This is a genomic window from Sinomonas cellulolyticus, assembly GCF_014656475.1.
In the GTDB taxonomy this organism is placed as follows: Bacteria; Actinomycetota; Actinomycetes; order Actinomycetales; family Micrococcaceae; genus Sinomonas; species Sinomonas cellulolyticus.
Genome location: NZ_BNCM01000008.1, coordinates 159,328 through 177,476, shown reverse-complemented (window position 1 = coordinate 177,476; position 18,149 = coordinate 159,328). Strand labels below are relative to the sequence as shown.

The window sequence follows — 18,149 nt, the reverse complement described above, 5'->3', positions numbered from 1 at the left end:
TTCGCCGCGGCGATGCCCGCGTTGACCCGTTCGACGATCAGCTCGCGCTCGTACTCGGCCAGGGTCGCGAGCATTCCCAGCATCATCCTGCCCGAGGACGTTTCCGGGTCGATCCCGTCCGACACCGACCGGATCTTCACACCGCTCTCGCGCAGCAGGTTCACCGTGTTCAGGACGTCCATGAGCGAGCGTCCGAGGCGGTCGATGCGCCAGACCACCACGGTGTCCCCGGGCTGGGCGTACTCCAGCAGCCGCTTCATCCCCGGCCTCTGGACCGCGGTCCGGCTGCCCGAGGTCACGTCCGAGAACACATCCCTGGACTCCACCCCGACCCCGCGCAGCGCCTCGAGCTGCAGCCGCGCGTCCTGGGAGACCGTGCTCACCCGCGTGTACCCCAGAAGCCTCACCTGCCCAGTTTGGCTCACAAACCCCCGAATCCGCTGCCTGTGAGGCAAATTTCGTCGAGACAGGTTTCCAAGACACCGACCGGCCCGAGAAATGCTGCACGCGAGGAGGGACAGCCTGAGTTCACGGCAACGTCTTGTAAAGCTGTAGGTTTTCAGGACCGTTGGCAACTGCACGCCCGGCTTGGACATTGGGCAGTTCTCACGGCGAGCTCGAGGCACTCGCATAGGGTGCCGGATGCGGAGGGGTGTCGAGGAGTTTTCCGCTGCCATTCAAGGTCAGAGGCTTGATCGCAAGGATGTGGACGGTCCCGCAGGGGCCTGCGACGGTCGGGTCGGCGAGGTGGATCTGTTCTTCGGCCACCGCGGTCCCGCCGCTTCGTAGGGTGAGGGGGTAGGTCCCCTCGACATCCTGCATAGGGGTCTGGAGCTCTGCGGTCTCCTGATCGTGCGAGAGCACAGTGCAACGGCGTGCGAGACAGGCTTCCAGGCTCGCGCCGGGGTGGGCGGCCAGCCAGGGCGTTGCGTCGAGTTGGATGCCGGGCGGACCCTCTGCCGGTCCTGCACAGGCGCGCGGCGCCAGGACACCGCAACTAGATACACCAGCGCCCACAGCGCCGGCGAGCAAAGCGATCCAGAGCGACCTCCCAATACGCATCACCCGGATACTACTTTGGCAGCAGGAACAGGCCGCGTCTTCAACGCCGAAAGTCGCCCCGTCACTTACCGCTGACAAAACACCGCCAAAGAGCGATCACATCCACAGGCTCAACCGCACGAAAGCGCTTTCCTGCGAAGCATCGAGGTCAGAGCTTTTTGGCCGGCTGAGGCGGAGAAGGTCATGAAGTCGCGACGACGTTCTGGCAGATCGCGGCCTCGAGGATGGCCACGACCCTCCTCGCTGGGGGCGAGCAAGGCGAGATCGCCAAGTGCCTTGCTCTTGCCCTGACGACTCCGAAGGGCTACCCGATAGCTGCGAAGCCGACCTTCGTTGATGAGCATCGCCGCGCGGGGTCCAGGCCAGCGGAGCCGTACTGGTGAGCGGGGACCGTCGGCTGCAGGGAGTCGGGTGATGAGCGCTTCCCGGGCCGGCCCAAGGTCTGCCTGCAAGTCCTGGGGCCACGTCCTATGGGCGCGGGCCTACCTCCGTCGCTCCGCGACCCTCCCTGCGCACAAACGGACGACGGGACCAGCTGACCGCCTGCACGCCGTCGTCACGTCGCCGGCGCATCAGAGAGCCACCTGATGCGCCGGCGGCGGTGCGCAGCCTATTCAGACGCTGCGCTCGTGCTTCTCGTAGCCCAGATGCGCGGTGAGCTCGCCCTCCAGGGCGGACTCGACCACGAGCTTGGTCAGCTGGGCCAGCAGACCCCCCTCGCCGTCGATCGCGAGCCCCTGCCGCCGCGCGTCGCCGACGAGCTGCGCGATCAGCGCCCGGTCCACCACTGGAGCAGGAGCCCGCACAGGCTCCCCGCCATCCTCCACGACCGCCTCGACGGCCGGCTCAACATCAACGCTCATCGGGTACCTCCTGTGTCAGAGTTACACCGTTGAAAGTACAGTCCCCCCGCTGGGTCGTCGCGATGGTGACGACCGCCGCGTCCACCGTTGGCCTCGCGATCGGCGTGTTCGTCTCCGGCGCCCTCGTCGAGTCGGGCCCCGCTCCGCGGCAGCTCGCCTACCTCGTCTTCGCGCTCCTCCTGGCCGGATGTGCCGCCGCACTCGCCACCCGTCCCGAGACGGTCGACCGCACCCCGGGCGCCTGGTCGTCCCTGGTCCCCCAGTTCAGCGTCCCGGCCGCCACGCGCCCTCACCTGCCGGTGGCGGCTGCGGTCTTCGTCGCCACCTGGGCCTTCGGCGGCTACTTCAACTCCTTCGGCCCCACCATCGCCTCCCAAGACCTGGGATCGCACAGCCCGCTGGTCGCCGCCGCCGTGTTCGCCTCGTACATGGCCCCCAGCGTCCTCGGGGGCTTCGCCGCCGGCCGATTCCAGCCGGCGACAGCCCAGCGCATCGGGATGACCCTGGTCGCCGCCGCCGGCCTCGGCCTGGCGCTCGCGAGTTCGGCAGGGGTACTGGCGCTCTTCATCCTCGCCGGCGTCATGGGCGGCATCGGAATGGGCATCGCCACCTCAGGCAGCATGAATGCGCTGCTGCCGCGGGCGGAACCCGCCGAGCGCGCGGGACTGCTCGCCGTGGTCTATGCGATCTCCTACGCCGGATCCGCCGTCCCGAGCCTCGTCGCCGGACAGCTCAGCCGTGTCATCGCCCTCCCAGCGATCACCGTCGGCTACGCCGGCCTCGCAGCACTCGTCTGGGTCATCACGCTCGTGGCAGCCCGAAACCCCAGATGATCCAAGGCCCTCCACCCGCCCGCACCCCAGGCTTCCCCGGAGCAACCCGCTGTGCCAGGACGACTCCTTGACGATGCTGTGGAGAAGGCCAGAGGTGGGTGATCGCTGCGATGGGCTTCGTCAATGCGATGACGCGATTCGGTGATGATGCGCGTGCATCCAGGCCACTGTGCTGGTGGCGGTTGACGCGTCCTCCTTTCGGGGAACTCGCGCGGGTGCCAACCAGTGGGGATCCCTCCGATCGACAGGTCTCCTACCGCCTGCTGTGGTCGCGGCGGTGGGAGTCGTCCTCGCGGTCTTGTGGTCTCTAGCGATCACTAGGCGAGCCTCCGTGCACCGTCGGATGGGTTGACGGTGAAGAGGCGTGGTGCCTTGAAGCCGCGCCGGGCGAAGGCGTTCAGCACGGCTTCCCGGACCCTTTCCTGGTGGTGGATGGGGACGAGTGCGATGGCCGAGCCGCCGAAGCCTCCTCCGGTCATGCGCGCGCCGATGGCTCCGGCGTCCCGGCTAGCCTCGACGGCGGTATCGAGCTCTTCGCAGGAGATCTCGAAGTCGTCCCGCATCGAGGCGTGGCTCGCGTCGAGGAAGGGGGCGACGGCGGCGGCACCGGAGGCAGCCAGCGCTTCGGCGCTGTCGAGCACGCGCTGGTTCTCGGTCACGACGTGCCGCACTCGGCGGAACGTGACTTCGTCGAGGACGTGGTGCGCCTTGTCGAGGTCGGCCACGGAGACATCCCGGAGGGCCGCGACGCCGAGCTTCTGGGCGCCCAGCTCGCACGCCTGTCGTCGGTCTGCGTAGCCGCCGTCGGCGTGGGAGTGGGCTACGCGGGTGTCCACGACGAGGGTCACGAGCCCCGCGGCCGCGGCGTCGAACGGGACGAGCACGGTGCTCTGGTCCCGGCAGTCGAGGAAGAGCGCGTGTCCCGAGCGGCCCCGGAGCGAGGCGGACTGGTCCATGATGCCTGTCGGCGCGCCGACGAATGCGTTCTCGGCCCGCTGGGTGATGAGTACGAGTTCCTCTGCGCTGAAGCCCGCGCCGGTGAGCTCGTTGAGGGCCGTCGCCACGGCGCACTCGATGGCGTGCGAGGAGGAAAGCCCCGCCCCGAGGGGCACATCCGAGTCGAGGGCGAGGTCGAGGCCGGGGACCTCGATCCCTCGTTCCTGGAAGGCCCAGACGACCCCGGCCGGGTACACGCTCCACCCGGGCGCGTGCCCGGGCTTCAGCGTGTGCGTCGAGAGCTCGACGACGCGGCCCTCGCCCAGGGTGGAGAGCAGGCGGAGGGCGCCGGCGCTGCGGGTCCGGATTGCGGCGCGGGCGGCGAGGTCGATCGCGAAGGGCAGGACTAAGCCCTCGTTGTAGTCGGTGTGCTCACCGATGAGGTTCGCCCTGCCCGGTGCGGTCCACACGCCGTTCGCCCTTGAGCCGAAGGCCTCGTCGAAGGCTGCGGTGACCCGTTCCAGGCCGGGGTCGGTGTCCATCGTCTTCGCGCTCATCGGGCCGCCGTCCTCATCACCTCGCGCAGGCTGGCTGCGACGTCCTCGGCCCGTGTGTCGTTGATGAATGCGCCCATGGCGGCCTCTGACCCTGCGAGGTACTTGAGCTTGTCGGCCGCGCGGCGTGGCGAGGTGAGCTGGAGGTGGAAGCGCGCGGCCGGCCGGAGCACGGGGTCAAGGGGTGCCTGGAACCAGGCCGCGATGTACGGGGTGGGCGTGTCGTAGAGCGCGTCGAGGCAGCGGAGCAGGCGGGGGTAGGCCTCTGCGAGCTCGTCCTTCTCCTGCCCGGTCAGGCCAGCGAAGTCGGCGACCTGCCGGTGCGGGACGAGGTGGACCTCGATCGGCCAGCGTGCGGCGAAGGGCACGTAGGCGCTGAAGTGCTCGCCCTCGAGGACCATGCGGGCCCCGTCGGCGCGCTCGCGCTCGAGGAGGGCGCCGAGCAGGGCCTGCGCGCCTCCGGTGGCGTCGAAGTGCCGCCGTGCGGCCTCTGCGAGCTGTGCCGCGCGCGGGGTCAGGTAGGGGTAGGCGTAGATCTGTCCGTGTGGGTGGTGCAGGGTCACGCCGATCTGGGCGCCGCGGTTCTCGAACGGGAAGACCTGGCGGATCCCGGGGAGCGCGCTCAGCTCCGCCGTCCGGTGTGCCCATGCCTCGATCACGGTCCGTGCCCTCTGGTATGGGAGCGCGGCGAAGGAGCCGGCGTGCTCGGAGGTGAAGGAGACGACCTCGCAGCGGCCTGCGGCGGGCACGGTCTCGCCCCAGGCCAGCGGGTCGGGCAGCTGCGCGAGCACCGGGCCGAGGGACGGGAACCGGTTCTCGAACACCACAGCGTCGTAGTCCGGGTCCGGGATCTCGGAGGCGAACGACGGCGAGCTCGGGCACAGCGGGCATGCCTCCGCGGGCGGGAGGTGGGTGCGCGACTGGCGGTGGGCGGCGACGGCGATCCAGTCGCCGGTGAGCTCGTCGTAGCGAAGCTCGCCCGGCTCCGGCCGGGCGGCAAGGTCGCGGGTGTCGGGCACCGGAATCCTCTGGGCGGCGCCGGCGTCGTCGAAGTAGAGGAGCTCGCGGCCGTCCGCGAGGATGCTCCGGGTGACGGCGGACAGGTGGTGTGCGGTGACCATGGGGACTCCTCCGTTGGCTCTTGGGTGGCGCATCATCGTCCCTGGACGCTCTCGTCGCGTTCGAGGGTGGTTCCGAAGGGGACGCTCCGGCTCAGTTCCACTGTGTAGGTGCGCGGACTGCGGCGGGTGACCAGGACTCCCCGGGTCCCTTCCATGAGCGCCTGGGCGATCGCGGCTTCCACTGCCCGGTTCAGCGCGTGCTCGAGCGAGGGCGGATCCCCTGCCGTCACGTCGATGCGATAGGGGGCGAGATGGGGGCTCATGGACGGCCTCGCCTGGGGCTCCTCCCCTGCTTCCGGGGAGTGGGCGTAGCCCAGGGGGTTGTTCTTCTGCCAGCGCCAGTGGTCCTCGCACATGGCCTCGACAGTCCTGGTGGTGGACCAGCCGAGGTCGGCGAGGGCGGCCGAGGGGTCGGCCCAGAAGGCGGGGAGGTCGCCGGCGCGGCGGGGGGCGATCTCGTAGGGGATGGGGGAGCCGACGGCCTTTTCGAAGGCGGCGTGCATCTGGAGCACGCTGGTGCCGTGTCCGGAGCCGAGGTTCCAGCGGTGGACACCGTCGTGGCCCTGGAGGTAGTGCAGGGCGGCGGCGTGGCCTTCGGCGAGGTCCATGACGTGGATGTAGTCGCGCAGGCAGGTGCCGTCGGGGGTGTCGTAGTCGCCACCGAAGACCATGAGCTTCTCTCGGCGGCCCACAGCCACCTGGGCGATGAACGGCACCAGGTTGTTGGGGATACCCTGCGGGTCCTCGCCAATCCGTCCGGAGGGGTGTGCACCCACCGGGTTGAAATAGCGCAGCAGGGCTATGTGCCAGCGCGGGTCGGCGGCGCCGAGGTCGGAGAGGATGTCCTCGATCTGTTCCTTGGTGCGCCCGTAGGGGTTGTTGGCCCCGATCTCCATCTTTTCCACATAGGGGATGGGGTTGTGCTCGCCGTAGACGGTGGCCGACGAGCTGAACACGATGGACCGGACGTCATGCCTGTCCATCACACGGATCAGGTTCAGAGTGCCTACAAGGTTGTTGTAGTAGTACTTCAACGGCTTCCGCACGGATTCGCCCACCGCTTTGAGGCCAGCGAAGTGGATGACGGCCTCGATGGCTGCGCCGGCAAAGACCTTGTCGATGGCGGCCTCGTCCACCAGGTTTACCTGATGGAACTCTGCGGTCTTGCCGCTGAGTTCGGCTACGCGGCGCAGCGACTCCTCGCTGGAGTTGACCAGGTTGTCGATGACGACCACGTCGTGGCCGGCTTCCTGCAGGGACAAAACAGTGTGGGAACCAATGTAGCCCGTGCCCCCTGTGACCAAGATTTTCATGAACGGGTGCGGGTTGGGTCGGCTGGTATCGCTTCAATATTCCAGCTCGCGGTATGACTCTGCCCCGGGAGGAGGACTATGAGGTCCGTCCTAGTGTTGAAGGCATTAGGCGGACAGGTCATTGGTTCTACTGCCAGGCCAGCTCTGCTGGATTCCGCATCAGGGAGGTCGGCTGTGTGTATCTGCACCCAGGGGCAGTCCCGACCCCATGTCATCGAAGTTCCGGACCCGTCCCATGTAGTCAGGCATGCGGTTGAGTAACCTTCGTTGTCACGTACGAGATCAGTGAACGCATGGTCGAGTGTTGTGGAACCGATGAGGCGGGGGGCAACAAAGTCGTAGTGTCGATCCTCTGAAACGTCGCTAACTCCTGTAGGTATCAAAAGGTCCGGGCTGACTTGCTGCACTTTTCGTGCGGGCAGTTCGAGAATCCAGTCGTCGACCCGGCCCTCCCCGGCGACCAAGTATGGGTGCCCGGCGGCCCCGTAAGGTGCTGAGCCGGGGCCGGTGTTGGTGGCTGTAACAGTGGTGTGCAGCCCGGAAAAATCCAGCTGGTAGGACACCTGTACGTCCAGGCGGAAGGGGTAACCGCTCCTCGCTTGAACGACGGTGGACAGAATGACCGAGGACTCGTCCGACTTAACCGGGCACCAGTCTTCCCAGGCCAATAGGCCATGAAGTGCGTGGCCCCGGCTCGGTTCGTTGACACCGAGCTGGTATTCCACACCTTCGAATTCATACCGTCCCGCGATAACCCTGTTAGGCCAAGGCACCAATACTGCCCCTCGGTAGGCGGGGCGGACCTGATGTTCCGAAAAGGGGAGAATCAGGTCCCTGCCGTTGTAGCGCAAGGAGCGTAACGATGCACCGACGCTGGCTATTTCGGCGGTGTAGGGGCCGCAGCGCAGCGTGGTCTGCCTACCTGAGATCGGAACGGTATCGGCGCTCATCCTGGACATCACGAGGCTGGTCATTCGGAGGCCGCCAGGCGGAAGGTGAGCGTCCGCGCCTCCGGCGCCAAGGCGGACTCGGGCCAGACATCAGGGCCACACGAGCGGGTGCCGAGCCCGTGCTGAGCCGCGTCGAGGTATAACCATGAACGCGTGGCCGGAGGCAGCTCATGCGGGTGCCGGGCCGCGGCGAGCTCCTGGGCCGTGTACCGGCTCAGTGTGAATCCCGGCAGGCGGCCCCGCGCGTCCGCGAACGCGTCTACCCGTACCCACGGCTCCGAGCCCCGGAGCAGGTCGAGGGAGCGCATACCCCCGCGGTGACCGGTCTCCTGCGGGCGCGCATACGGCACGGCGAGCTGATCGATCCCGGCTGCGTACCGTCCCACAAGCGCAGCTTCGAGGCTGTCAGGGTAGGACTCGTGCGGTCCCAGCCCGAACCATGACGCCGCGTCCACGTCGGCGGGCAGCCCGAACCGCACACCGACACGGGGCCACACACCGTCCCAATCGGAGGACGGCAGAATGTCCACCCGCAGCCACAAACCTTCGGGGTCAAGAATCCATTGCTCCTCGACGGTGACGGTGCGCACCTGGTCCGCCGCGGCGTACCGGGTGCGTACACGGAGGGCACGGTCATCAAGCACTTCGACTGCCTCAACACGCCCGTGCAGCCGGTCCAGACCGGCCGCGTGCCAACGCGCTGCCGACGACGGCCCGGGAGCTCCTACGCCCGGGATGCCGTCTGCGTCTGGCACCCAAGGGTCGGTGTCGATGTAGCCGCCCCGGGATTCGCCGCGGTCATTGTCCGTGGGCGCCCGGAACAGCTCAAGCCGGGGCCCATCCACAGGGAGGCCAGCGAGCTTAACGAGCCGTCCTTCATCGAAGACTGCCGGCCCGAGCTCCAGTAGCCCGGCGCCTTCTCCCTGCGGCCAATTTCCGCCCGGGAGCCCGGCTGCGGACGGCAGCGGGCGCTTCGCGGGCGACGCGAGACGGCCCTGTGCTGAGGCGACTTCGTGCCCGGAAGGGGCCCACCCGGCATCCTGAGCGAGGACCGCCTCGACGGTCACCCATACCTCTCCAGTGCATCCCTCGGCGGACACTGGAAGGGGGACGGCGGCCGAGGCGCCAGGGGCGAGTGGACTACCGTCGAGCCCCTCGACGGCGAGCTCACCGGAGGCGACTGGTTCGCCGTTGTCCTCGATCCGCCAGCGAAAGAGCAGGTCTCCCAGATCCGCGCTGTGTCGGAGGTTTGTCACCCGTACACAGGGCTTGCCGCCCGGCTCGAGCCCGTCAAAGGCAAGTCCCACGGGCGCCACGACGGTCTTGAACTCATACAGTCCCGGCGAGGGCATGGAGTCGGAGAGGATGAGGCCGTCGAGCACGAAGTTGCCGTCATGGATTTCCTCGCCGAAGTCGCCGCCGTAGGCGAAGTATTCGGTGCCGTCCGCAGTGCGGGCGGCGATACCGTGGTCGCGCCACTCCCAGACGAACCCGCCGTGCAGCCGCGGGTATTTCGCGACGAGGTCCTCGTACAGCGATATGTTCCCGGGCCCGTTGCCCATTGCGTGGACGTACTCGCACAGAAGGAACGGCTTGGTCCGCTGCCGCGCCCCCTCGGCAGGGGAGCAGCCCAGCAGCGGTGTGGTGTCGCTGTCGCGTCCGATCGTTTCCACCTCGGGCAGTGTCGCGTACATGCGGGAGTACACGTCGGTGTACGCGCCGGCGTAGTCATTTTCGTAGTGGACGGGTCTGCCCGCATCCCGTGCATGCACCCACGCGGACATAGCGGCGAGATTCTGCCCTGTGCCGGACTCGTTGCCGAGGGACCACATGACGATCGAGGGTCGGTTCTTGTCCCGCTCCACGGTCCGTTCGATCCGGTCAAGGAACGCCTCACGCCACATCGGCTCATCGCTCGGGTTCCGCGCCCACCCGTGCCGCTCGAACCCATGCGTCTCAAGGTCACACTCGAGGATTACCCAGAAGCCCATCTCGTCTGCGAGTTCGAGCAGCCTCGGGTGGGGCGGGTAGTGGCTGGTACGGATTGCATTGACGTTCGAGCGCTTCATGAGCGCAAGGTCCTCGCGGGCGAAGTTCTCGTCGAAGACGCGGCCCAGCGTGGGGTGGGTCTCGTGGCGATTGACACCGTGGAACACCACTTTGCGTCCATTGACCAGGAACTGGTCTCCGACAATCTCTACGGTGCGGAAGCCGATCCGCAGTGACACCGTCTCCGCCCCGCTGGCCACGGTCGCATCGTAGAGCCGCGGGGTTTCTGCGGTCCAGGGCTCGACGACAGAAACCGGCACCGGTGCAACATCACCGGGATTAGCCCACTCGACGTCGATGCCGAGCTCGGGTACGCGGAGGCGAACAGGGTATGACGATGCTGGCGCTTTCACTTCCGGTTCTAGGGTCCCCGCCCCGTCGTTGTAGCCGGTCTGGAGCCAGACGTCCTCGATGCCGCCGGCCGGGCGGGACAAGAGGGTCACGGAGCGGAAAATGCCCGGGAGCCACCACTGGTCTTGGTCTTCGAGGTAGCTCGAAGCGGACCATTGATGGACGCGGACTGCGATGGTGTTGGTACCGGTGCTGACAGCGTCGGTGACGTCGAACTCCTGGGCAAGGCGACTTCCGGCGCCCCATCCGACTTCTGTGCCGTTGACCCATACCTTGTACCGGGATTCGACGCCGTCGAAGCGCAGGACGACGCGGCTCTCGCCGCCTGTGTCGTTGGCCTTCCAGCCGTCGGGCAGCTCGAACGTACGGCGATAGTCTCCGGTGGGGTTTTCGTCGGGGACGAATGGCGGGTCGATTGGGAACGGGAACTGGACGTTGGTGTAGATCGGGCGGCCGTACGATCCGTCGCCCTTGAGCACCCAGTGGGAGGGTACGGTGAGCGAGGCCCACGTAGAGTCGTCGTACTCCGCAGCGGCCATCGCTTCCACGGCCTCCCCCGGGGGCAGCACCCCACGCCCGCCGGGTGTTCCGGGGACTCCCTTGAGGAGTCGGAATCGCCATTGCCCGTCGAGGGACAGGGACGGGGCGTCGGTGCGAAGCCAGGAACGGGCTGGTACTCGCCGTCCTTCTCCCGGGCCCGGGTCGGTGACGTAGGCGGTGGAGGCTGTGGCCTCCGCTGGACGGGGGCTCATTTGACGGCTCCTTCTGTGAGGCCTCCACGCCAGAAGCGCTGAAGGACGATCATGGCGATGGCGAGCGGGATGACAGACAGCAGTACGCCGCCGGTGGTCAGCTGGTAGAACTCCGGTAGCCGGTCGGCTTGGCTAAGCCAGTTGTTCAGACCTACCGTGATGGGGAACAGATTCGAGTCGGAGAGCATCACCAGCGGCAGGAAGTAGTTGTTCCAGATGCCCACGAGCTGGAACAAGAACACCGTCACCAGGGCGGGAGTGAGAACCCGCAGCCCCACGGAGTGGAAGATGCGAAGTTCGCCCGCGCCATCGATTCGCGCAGCCTCCAACAGCGCCGGATCCACTGTTGCCTGAGCATAAACCCGGCACAGAAACAGGCCGAACGGCGATACGAGGGAGGGCAACAGGACGCTCCAGTACGTGTTGGCGATGCCGAGCTGGCTGAAGAACAGGAACAGGGGCAGGGCCGTGGCGGTGCCGGGGACGAGGACGCCGCCGAGGACGAGCCCGAAGATGAGACTGTTGCCCCGGAAGTTGTACTTGGCCAAGGCGTAGCCGCCAGCAGCGGCGAAGTACGTCGCGGCCAGTGCGCCAACCCCTGCATACAGAATTGAGTTGAGGAACCAGCGAACGAAGACGCCGTCCCCGTAGGAGAGGACGTTGGCAAGGTTGTCCCACAGGACGAAATTAGGGGCGAACAGGAAACCGTTGGTCGCGAACAGGTCTCCGCTGGTCTTGGTCGCAGCGACCACAACCCAATAAACGGGGACCAGGAAGTAGAGCGCGGCTACGACAAGCAGACCCGTGACGAGGATCGTTGTGGAGCCGGGGCGTCGGCGCCGGGTCACAGGGGGCTCCCCGGCGACGCTCTGGGGCCGGCTAGGGGTGGGAGTGGCAGTCATGAGGACTTCCTGTTCGTGAACCGGAGGAAGGTGAAGGAGAGGATGAAGGCCGCGAGGGCGATGAGCACGGCCTGGGCTGCGGCAACGTTGTAGTCGTTGTATGCAAAGGCAGTGGTGTAGGCGGAGAGGTTCGGGGTGTATTGGCTGTCGACGGCCGGCGCCACAGTCTGGAGGACTTGCGCCTCGGCGAACAGTTGAAGCGTGCCGATGATCGAGAACACCGTAGTGAGCACGAGGGCGGGCCGGATAAGCGGCAGCTGAATGGTCCACGCGACACGGAAGGGCCCCGCACCGTCCACGCGCGCAGCTTCATATATCTCGCCGGGGATCGACTTGAGCTGGGCTATGACGATGAGCATGTTGTAGCCCGTGTAGCTCCACGTAACGATGTTGGCGATGGACCACAGCACGGTGTCCGGGCCGAGGAAGTTCACGCTGAGGCCTACGGACGTGGCAGCGTCCACGATCGGGCTAAGACCTGGGACGTAGAGGAAAGACCAGAGAATGGTCGCGATGACGCCCGGCACGCCATACGGCATAAAGTAGGCCGCGCGGAAGAACCCGGGCCACTTGGCCGAGGCCGACTCCAGCAGGAGCGCAAGGACTGTACAGAGGGCGATCATGACAGGAACCTGGACCACGCCGAAGAGCAGCACGCGGCCGATCGAGGCGAGGAAGCTGCCGTCCCCGAGGGCGCGGGCATAGTTCTCGAACCCCGCAAACCCGGAGTGGACGCCCGTCTCGCCGAAGAGGCCACTGCGGGTCACTTTCGTAAAGCTCGAACCGACAGCAGCGATGATCGGGAAGATGAACGTGAGGGCAAAGAGCGCCAGGAAGGGCGCGAGCAGTATCCAGGGTGCACGGGTGACAGCGCTACGCTGCTGCCTTGCCCGTCCGCGCCCCTCCCGCTGGAGTGCTGACGGATTTGCTTGTGCGGTATCTGCGGTGGCGCTCATGCCTGCTCCTTTCTAATCGTCAGCCCTTTGTTCCTGAAGGCGGTCATGATCTGCTGCTCGGCGGCTGCTACGGTGTCGACCAGGCTCGTGCCCGATGCCTTACGGCGGAACCCGTCGCCCAGGATGTTGAAAGACTGCGTGGTGACCGGCCACCAGGACCAGTCCATGTTCTGCGACTTACTCGCCGGAACGATGACGTCCTGGTTGTAGTTCTGCCCGCCGAAAAAGTCGGAGGGCTTCTCGCGCTTTGCACCAATGATGCCCGGCACGGGCGACCATCCGATGCCACTATTGGCGATCTCGGCGTCGATGCCGGCCTGCGTGGACGTCATCCAGACAGCGAACTCGAGGGCCTCGCGGGGGTGCTTGCTGTTAGCCAGGACCGCCGCGGTGGAGCCGCCCAGGTAGCTCGAGCCATACCCTCTGGGGTCCCAAATGGGCATGGGCGCCACGCGCCACTTGCCCGCTCCGCCGCTGACGCTCTGCACCAGGGCATCGGCCCAGCTGCCGCTCGTGAGCGACGCGAGTTCCCCCTTCGCAGCCGCCGCGTACCAGCCGGGGGTGAAGGGTCCATAGGCAGTGGTGACGATGCCGTCGTCGATCGCCCGGTCAAAGAACCGCGCGACGTTCAGCGTTGCGTCATCGGTCATGTTGATGACCCATCCGTCCTCTGCTGGGCGCAGCCAGGAAGCGCCGGCCTGAGCCGCGAAAGAGACGAAATAGGAGGTGTCCGCGAGAGAGAAGCAGTCGATGTAGGCGTTGGCACCGCGAAGTTCCTTCCCGACGGCTGCCCACTCCTCCCAGGTCACCGGTGCCGCCGCGCCTACCTTGGCCAGGACGTCGGGTCGGTAGAACGTGGCCATCGGCCCCGAGTCCTGGGGGATGCCGTAGACGCCCCCGGAGAAGCTCACCTGGCTCCAAAGCGCCGAGTCATAAAGGTGTGCGTATTCACGGGCACCGTAACGCGAGAGATCCACGAGCCCGTTGACGAGCATGAACTCAGGGACAGTGCGCATTTCAACCTGTGCAAGGTCAGGGCCGCCGCCCGCCGCCAGCGCGGCGTAAAGCTTGGAGTACCCGCCACGGTTGCCGCTGGGGATCCAGACCGTCTCAACCTGGACGTCCGGGTGGCTCGCGTTCCAGATATCGGCGACCTTCTGAACATTCTTGAGCCAGGACCAGTACGTCAGTGTCACCTTCTCACCGGTACTGGCCGCAGGAATTGCAGGTGCGGTATTGACGGAAACAGTGCCCGGAGTGGCGCATCCGGTGAGAAGGGCAAAGGCGGAGGCGCCGAGTCCACCGCAAAGGACTTGTCGTCGTGTCAGAGCTGGCATGAGTCCCACTTCGTTATGGTCAGCGCCGCGGACACGGCGCCGGGGCCGTGCGGCCCGACGTGACAAGGCTAACACAAAAGCTGAGTAGATGCTCAGTTTTTAATGAAACTAGACTGGATTTCATGACTAAGAAGGCGAACGCACGCTCAGGCCCGCGCGGCCCTTACGCCAAGACCGCTGAGCGCCAACGGCAAATTCTTGAAGCCGCCGTAGAGGTCTTCGGGTCACGGGGCTACAACGGCGGCAGCATCCAGGATGTCGCGGACCGGGCAGGGATCAACCAGACCACGCTCCTCCACCATTTCCCCACCAAGGCTCAGCTGCTCGTGGCGGTGCTCGAGTACCGCGACCGAATATCCACGAGCACCCCGGGCACGCGGGAGCGGTTTGCCGAAACCATCGTGCGGCAGGCGGAGCACAATGAGGGACTTCCCCACCTCGTTGAGCTCTACTCCGTACTCTGCGGAGAAGCCACGACTGAGGACCACCCGGCCCGGAGTTACTTTGTTCAGCGCTTCGCCCGGCTTCGTGATGAGTACAGCGGGGAGCTGCGCTACCTCGCGAGCATTGGCCGACTCCGGCCTGGCGTGGACCCTGAGGTCGCGGGACCTACCATCGTGGCTCTATGGGAAGGAATCCAAACCGAGTGGCTCCTGAGTCCCGACACAGTGGATGTGCCAGGCATCCTTAAGGGCTACCTCGACCTGATCCTTGTGCCGGACGAAGATGCCGGGTGGTCAGCTGGTACTGCGACCTCCTTGGAAGCGCTGAACTCACTCTGATGTTCGCTGTGCCTGACGACTGCTATGGAGGACGGTAACGGACATTTCCGGCAAGTAGTCGCGCAGTGTCTAGTTGGGGGATGCTTTAGCCTTGATCCACCGATGGGGTTCGTGGCGGCGTGGCGTAATTAAGGGCAAGATGCCCGCCATCCCGGGGAGTGGACTGTCAATTTTTCGGTGTAAGTGGGTTGTGATTGTCGGGTCAGCGGCGGGCGGCTGAGAGCCTTCCGTCGAAGGTGATGTCGAAGGCGTTCAGGGCCTGCTTCCATCTCTGGGTCCATCGGGCTCTTCCCTTGCCGGTGGGGTCCAGGGCCATCACGGCGAGGTAGACGCATTTGAGCGCTGCCTGCTCGTTGGGGAAGTGGCCGCGGGCCTTGACGGCCTTGCGGATCCGGGCGTTGACGGACTCGATCGCGTTCGTCGTGCACACGATCCGGCGGATCTCGCGGTCGAACTGCAGGAACGGGACGAACTCGGCCCAGGCGTTCTCCCATAGCCGCACGATCGCCGGGTACTTGGCTCCCCATTGCTCGCCGAACTCCAGGAAGCGCTCCTCGGCCTGCTCCACGGTTGCCGCCTGGTAGACGGGCTTGAGGCCCCGCGAGATCGCGTCCCAGTCCTGCCGTGCCGCGTAGCGGAAGCTGTTGCGCATCAGGTGCACGATGCAGACTCCCGCTGTCAACCCCTTGGGGTCCGGATGGGGGGGCGCGAGGGGCAGGGCTGATCGGCGGGCGGGGGCTTCCCGTCCGCTGGGGGTGTGCGTGGGCTCAGCTCGCGGCGGGCAGTGCCAGGTGTTCCTCTGCGGTGCGCTGGGGGATGGGGCCGGTGTCCTGGGCGTGGTCGGCGGCTTCGAGGGCCTGCCGGCGTAGGGGGTGCAGGGCCGGGTCGTATTCGGTGCGGTCGTGCCAGCAGCGCCAGAGGATGCGGACCCAGCGGGCTGCGACGCCGCGCAGTGCGCGGTGGTGGCCTTGGCCTGCGGCCCGGGCCCTTCGGTAGTGCTCGCCGGTGAAGTGGGGGTCCTCGCGGACGGCGACGAAGGCCCACCAGTCGATCGCGTGGCGCATGCGCTTGTTCGCCGCGTAGCGGAAGCGGACCTGGCGGGTGCGCCCGGAGGCGCGGGTGACGGGAGCGAGCCCGGTCTCGGCCAGCAGCGACGCCGCGGAGGGGTGCCGGTCGCGGTCCTCGCCCATCCCTGCCAGGAGGGTCGCGGCGGTCACGGGGCCGACGCCGGGGAAGGCGGTGAAGATCCGGGTGTCGGGGTGGGCGGCGAGCAGTGCCTGGATCTCGGTGTCGTATTCGCGCAGGTGCCCGTTGAGCAGGGAGAGCTCCTCGGCCATCCGCACTGCGGTGAACGCCCGGCCGGCGCTGGTGCCCTCGCCCGCGGCGAGCAGGTGGGGGCGGAGGCGTTCCACGAGGGTCTCGGCGCTGGTGCGCCCGGAGTAGCCGTGGGCGGTGATGAAGGCGTCCATGCGCTTGATCCCGACGCGGGCGGCCTGGGCGGGCTGTGGGTAGCGCCTGATGAACTGCAGGGAGATGTCCCGGTCGAGGCTGGAGAACAGGTGCAGGACCGCAGGGTTGTAGGACTCCATCACCGCCCGGAGCTGGTTCTCCAGGTCGCGCTGGCGCCACACGAGCCGCTCGCGGTCGCGGATCACGGCGCGCAGGCGCATCAGGGTCTGGGACGCGGGTCGGATCGGGCGCCAATGGGTGTGTTCGTGGCGGAGGCTGTCGGCCAGGACGAAGGCGTCGAACGCGTCGGACTTCTTCGCGGCCATCCGGTAGCGCTCCCGGGACCGGGCGGAGACCTTCGGGGAGATGCAGTAGACCTCCACGGCGAGCTCGAGCAGCCGCTCGACCAGGAGCCCTTCGGCGCGTTCGATGGCGACCCGGACCACGCCAGCGACCGCGGCAAGGGCGGCGCACAGCCCGGCAAGGCCTTCGACGGTGTGCGGGAAGCGCTTCTGCAGCAGCGTGGCCCCGGTCGAGTCGACGAGGCAGAGCTGGTGGAACGCACCGCCCCAGTCCACGCCGGCGAACACCTCGGGGGTCCCGGCAGCGGTGGCCAGTTCAGTACTTGTCATACCGCAGGTCCTTCCTCTCGGACTGAACCCACCTGTGCCGGGGATGCGCGGCAGCCTCGCGTCAGGACCTCATCTCGGCGATCGCCGCACCGGCGTCGCATCTCCCGCTGGCTGATTCACGATTCTGCCCCGCGGCGGCCGAACGGGTCTGCATGTGGGCCTCGAGGGCGACGCGTCTGCAAGGGTTCTGACCGCCACGGCGCAGGTGGCTGGCCGAACGGTTCGGCCACCGCCATTGTGGACAGATGATGTCTGCACGATCGTGGCCGGCCACACGTTGCCCACCGCGTCCGGCAGGCCCTTGAGGCCGTCGCAGACGAGCATCAGGACGTCCTCGACACCGCGGTTGCGGATCTCGGCCAGCACCTGCTGCCAGTACTTGGCCCCTTCCCCGCCGTCCCCGGCCCACAGGCCAAGGATGTCCCGGTTCCCCTCGGTCGTGACGGCCAGGGCGATGTAGATCGGCCGGTTGGCGACCTGCCCGTCGCGGACCTTGACGTGGATCGCGTCGATGAACACGACCGGGTAGACCGGGTCCAGGGGCCGGTTCTGCCACTCGGCCATCCCGTCCAGGACCTTGTCGGTGATCGTGGAGATCGTCGTCTTGGAGACCTCGGAGCCGTAGACGTCGGCCAGGTGCGCGGCGATGTCCCCGTGCGTCATGCCCCGGGCCGAGAGCGAGAGGACGATGTCCTCGATCGAGCCCAGACGGCGCTGCCGCTTGGCCACGGCCACCGGTGCGAACGTGCCCGCCCGGTCACGGGGCACGTCGATCTGCAGTGGGCCGGCCTTGGTCAGGACCGTCTTGGACCGGGTCCCGTTGCGGCTGTTCCCGGCCGGTTCCTCGGTCCGCTCGTGCTTCTCATAGCCCAGGTGCGCGGTCAGCTCGCCCTCCAGGGCGGACTCGACCACGACCTTGGTCAGCTGGGCCAGAAGCCCGCCCTCCCCGTCGATCGCGAGCCCCTGCCGCCGCGCGTCGCCCACGAGCTGCGCGATCAGCGCCCGGTCCACCACTGGAGCAGGAGCCCGCACAGGCTCCCCGCCATCCTCCACGACCGCCTCGGCGGCCGGCTCAACATCAACGCTCATCGGGTACCTCCTGTGTCAGAGTTACACCGTTGAAAGTACAGTCCCCAAGGAAGCCGTCGTCGCATGGGGGAGGGGTAGTCGTCCTGAATGGACGTCCCATTAAAGGAACCTTTGATCAGATACTGGACCTGGCTGCTTTGGGCGGGGCTCCAAAAGTTGTTTGTCGCAGGTAGCGCCCTTCGAGCCCTGTTGGAAGACGAGTGCGGGCAGAATGGTCC

12 protein-coding genes and 4 pseudogenes are annotated in these 18,149 nt (G+C 67.0%); 2 read left to right on the top strand and 14 right to left on the bottom strand.

Annotated features, from left to right (window positions below):
• The 3 genes and pseudogenes from IE231_RS11980 to IE231_RS11970 all read right to left on the bottom strand — a co-directional run.
• A partial coding sequence (locus IE231_RS11980) for a recombinase family protein (RefSeq protein WP_189694194.1) occupies positions 1 to 407 on the bottom strand: 407 nt, incomplete at its 3' end.
• A gap of 199 nt (positions 408 to 606) precedes the next feature.
• Positions 607 to 864, bottom strand: coding sequence for a hypothetical protein (locus IE231_RS11975; RefSeq protein ID WP_189694193.1), 258 nt, complete (start codon positions 862 to 864; stop codon positions 607 to 609).
• Positions 865 to 1,685: 821 nt separating this feature from the next.
• A pseudogene (locus IE231_RS11970) lies at positions 1,686 to 1,925 on the bottom strand (IS256 family transposase); the annotation flags it as partial.
• Positions 1,926 to 1,954: 29 nt separating this feature from the next.
• On the opposite strand from IE231_RS11970, the gene IE231_RS11965 reads away from it, so the two are divergent.
• Entirely contained in the window at positions 1,955 to 2,758 is an 804-nt protein-coding gene (locus IE231_RS11965) for an MFS transporter (RefSeq protein ID WP_189694191.1), read from the top strand.
• Positions 2,759 to 3,075: 317 nt separating this feature from the next.
• Here the strand turns inward: IE231_RS11965 and galK are convergent, their stop codons facing one another.
• From galK to IE231_RS11925, 8 genes and pseudogenes are all read right to left on the bottom strand, one after another.
• A complete protein-coding gene (galK, locus tag IE231_RS11960; protein ID WP_189694190.1) occupies positions 3,076 to 4,251 on the bottom strand; it encodes a galactokinase in 1,176 nt (391 codons plus the stop codon).
• A complete protein-coding gene (galT, locus tag IE231_RS11955; protein WP_229866786.1) occupies positions 4,248 to 5,369 on the bottom strand; it encodes a galactose-1-phosphate uridylyltransferase in 1,122 nt (373 codons plus the stop codon). The genes galK and galT overlap by 4 nt, the downstream gene beginning before the upstream one ends.
• Before the next feature lie 305 nt (positions 5,370 to 5,674).
• Positions 5,675 to 6,682, bottom strand: a pseudogene (galE, locus tag IE231_RS11950) (UDP-glucose 4-epimerase GalE); the annotation flags it as partial.
• Positions 6,679 to 7,632, bottom strand: a complete 954-nt coding sequence (locus IE231_RS11945) for an aldose 1-epimerase family protein (RefSeq protein WP_055805655.1) — start codon at positions 7,630 to 7,632, stop codon at positions 6,679 to 6,681. The pseudogene galE and the gene IE231_RS11945, both read right to left, overlap by 4 nt.
• Before the next feature lie 20 nt (positions 7,633 to 7,652).
• A complete protein-coding gene (locus IE231_RS11940; protein ID WP_134165683.1) occupies positions 7,653 to 10,784 on the bottom strand; it encodes a glycoside hydrolase family 2 TIM barrel-domain containing protein in 3,132 nt (1,043 codons plus the stop codon).
• Positions 10,781 to 11,686: a carbohydrate ABC transporter permease gene (locus tag IE231_RS11935; RefSeq protein ID WP_189694189.1), complete on the bottom strand. Its 906-nt coding sequence runs from the start codon at positions 11,684 to 11,686 to the stop codon at positions 10,781 to 10,783. The genes IE231_RS11940 and IE231_RS11935 overlap by 4 nt, the downstream gene beginning before the upstream one ends.
• Entirely contained in the window at positions 11,683 to 12,642 is a 960-nt protein-coding gene (locus tag IE231_RS11930; RefSeq protein ID WP_189694188.1) for a carbohydrate ABC transporter permease, read from the bottom strand. The genes IE231_RS11935 and IE231_RS11930 overlap by 4 nt, the downstream gene beginning before the upstream one ends.
• Complete coding sequence (locus IE231_RS11925; RefSeq protein WP_134165680.1) at positions 12,639 to 13,979, bottom strand: ABC transporter substrate-binding protein; 1,341 nt, start codon at positions 13,977 to 13,979, stop codon at positions 12,639 to 12,641. The genes IE231_RS11930 and IE231_RS11925 overlap by 4 nt, the downstream gene beginning before the upstream one ends.
• Before the next feature lie 122 nt (positions 13,980 to 14,101).
• Here IE231_RS11925 and IE231_RS11920 point away from each other — a divergent pair, with 122 nt between their 5' ends.
• Positions 14,102 to 14,761, top strand: coding sequence for a TetR/AcrR family transcriptional regulator (locus IE231_RS11920; protein ID WP_134165679.1), 660 nt, complete (start codon positions 14,102 to 14,104; stop codon positions 14,759 to 14,761).
• A 202-nt stretch (positions 14,762 to 14,963) separates the two neighbouring features.
• Here the strand turns inward: IE231_RS11920 and IE231_RS11915 are convergent.
• The 3 genes and pseudogenes from IE231_RS11915 to IE231_RS11905 form a co-directional block, all read right to left on the bottom strand.
• A pseudogene (locus IE231_RS11915) lies at positions 14,964 to 15,431 on the bottom strand (transposase); the annotation flags it as partial.
• A 97-nt stretch (positions 15,432 to 15,528) separates the two neighbouring features.
• Positions 15,529 to 16,842 carry an IS110 family RNA-guided transposase gene (locus IE231_RS11910; protein WP_229866784.1) on the bottom strand — a complete coding sequence of 438 codons (1,314 nt, stop codon included), beginning with the start codon at positions 16,840 to 16,842 and terminating at the stop codon, positions 15,529 to 15,531.
• 237 nt (positions 16,843 to 17,079) lie between these two features.
• Positions 17,080 to 17,931, bottom strand: a pseudogene (locus IE231_RS11905) (IS256 family transposase); the annotation flags it as partial.
• Between the last annotated feature and the right edge of the window lie 218 nt (positions 17,932 to 18,149).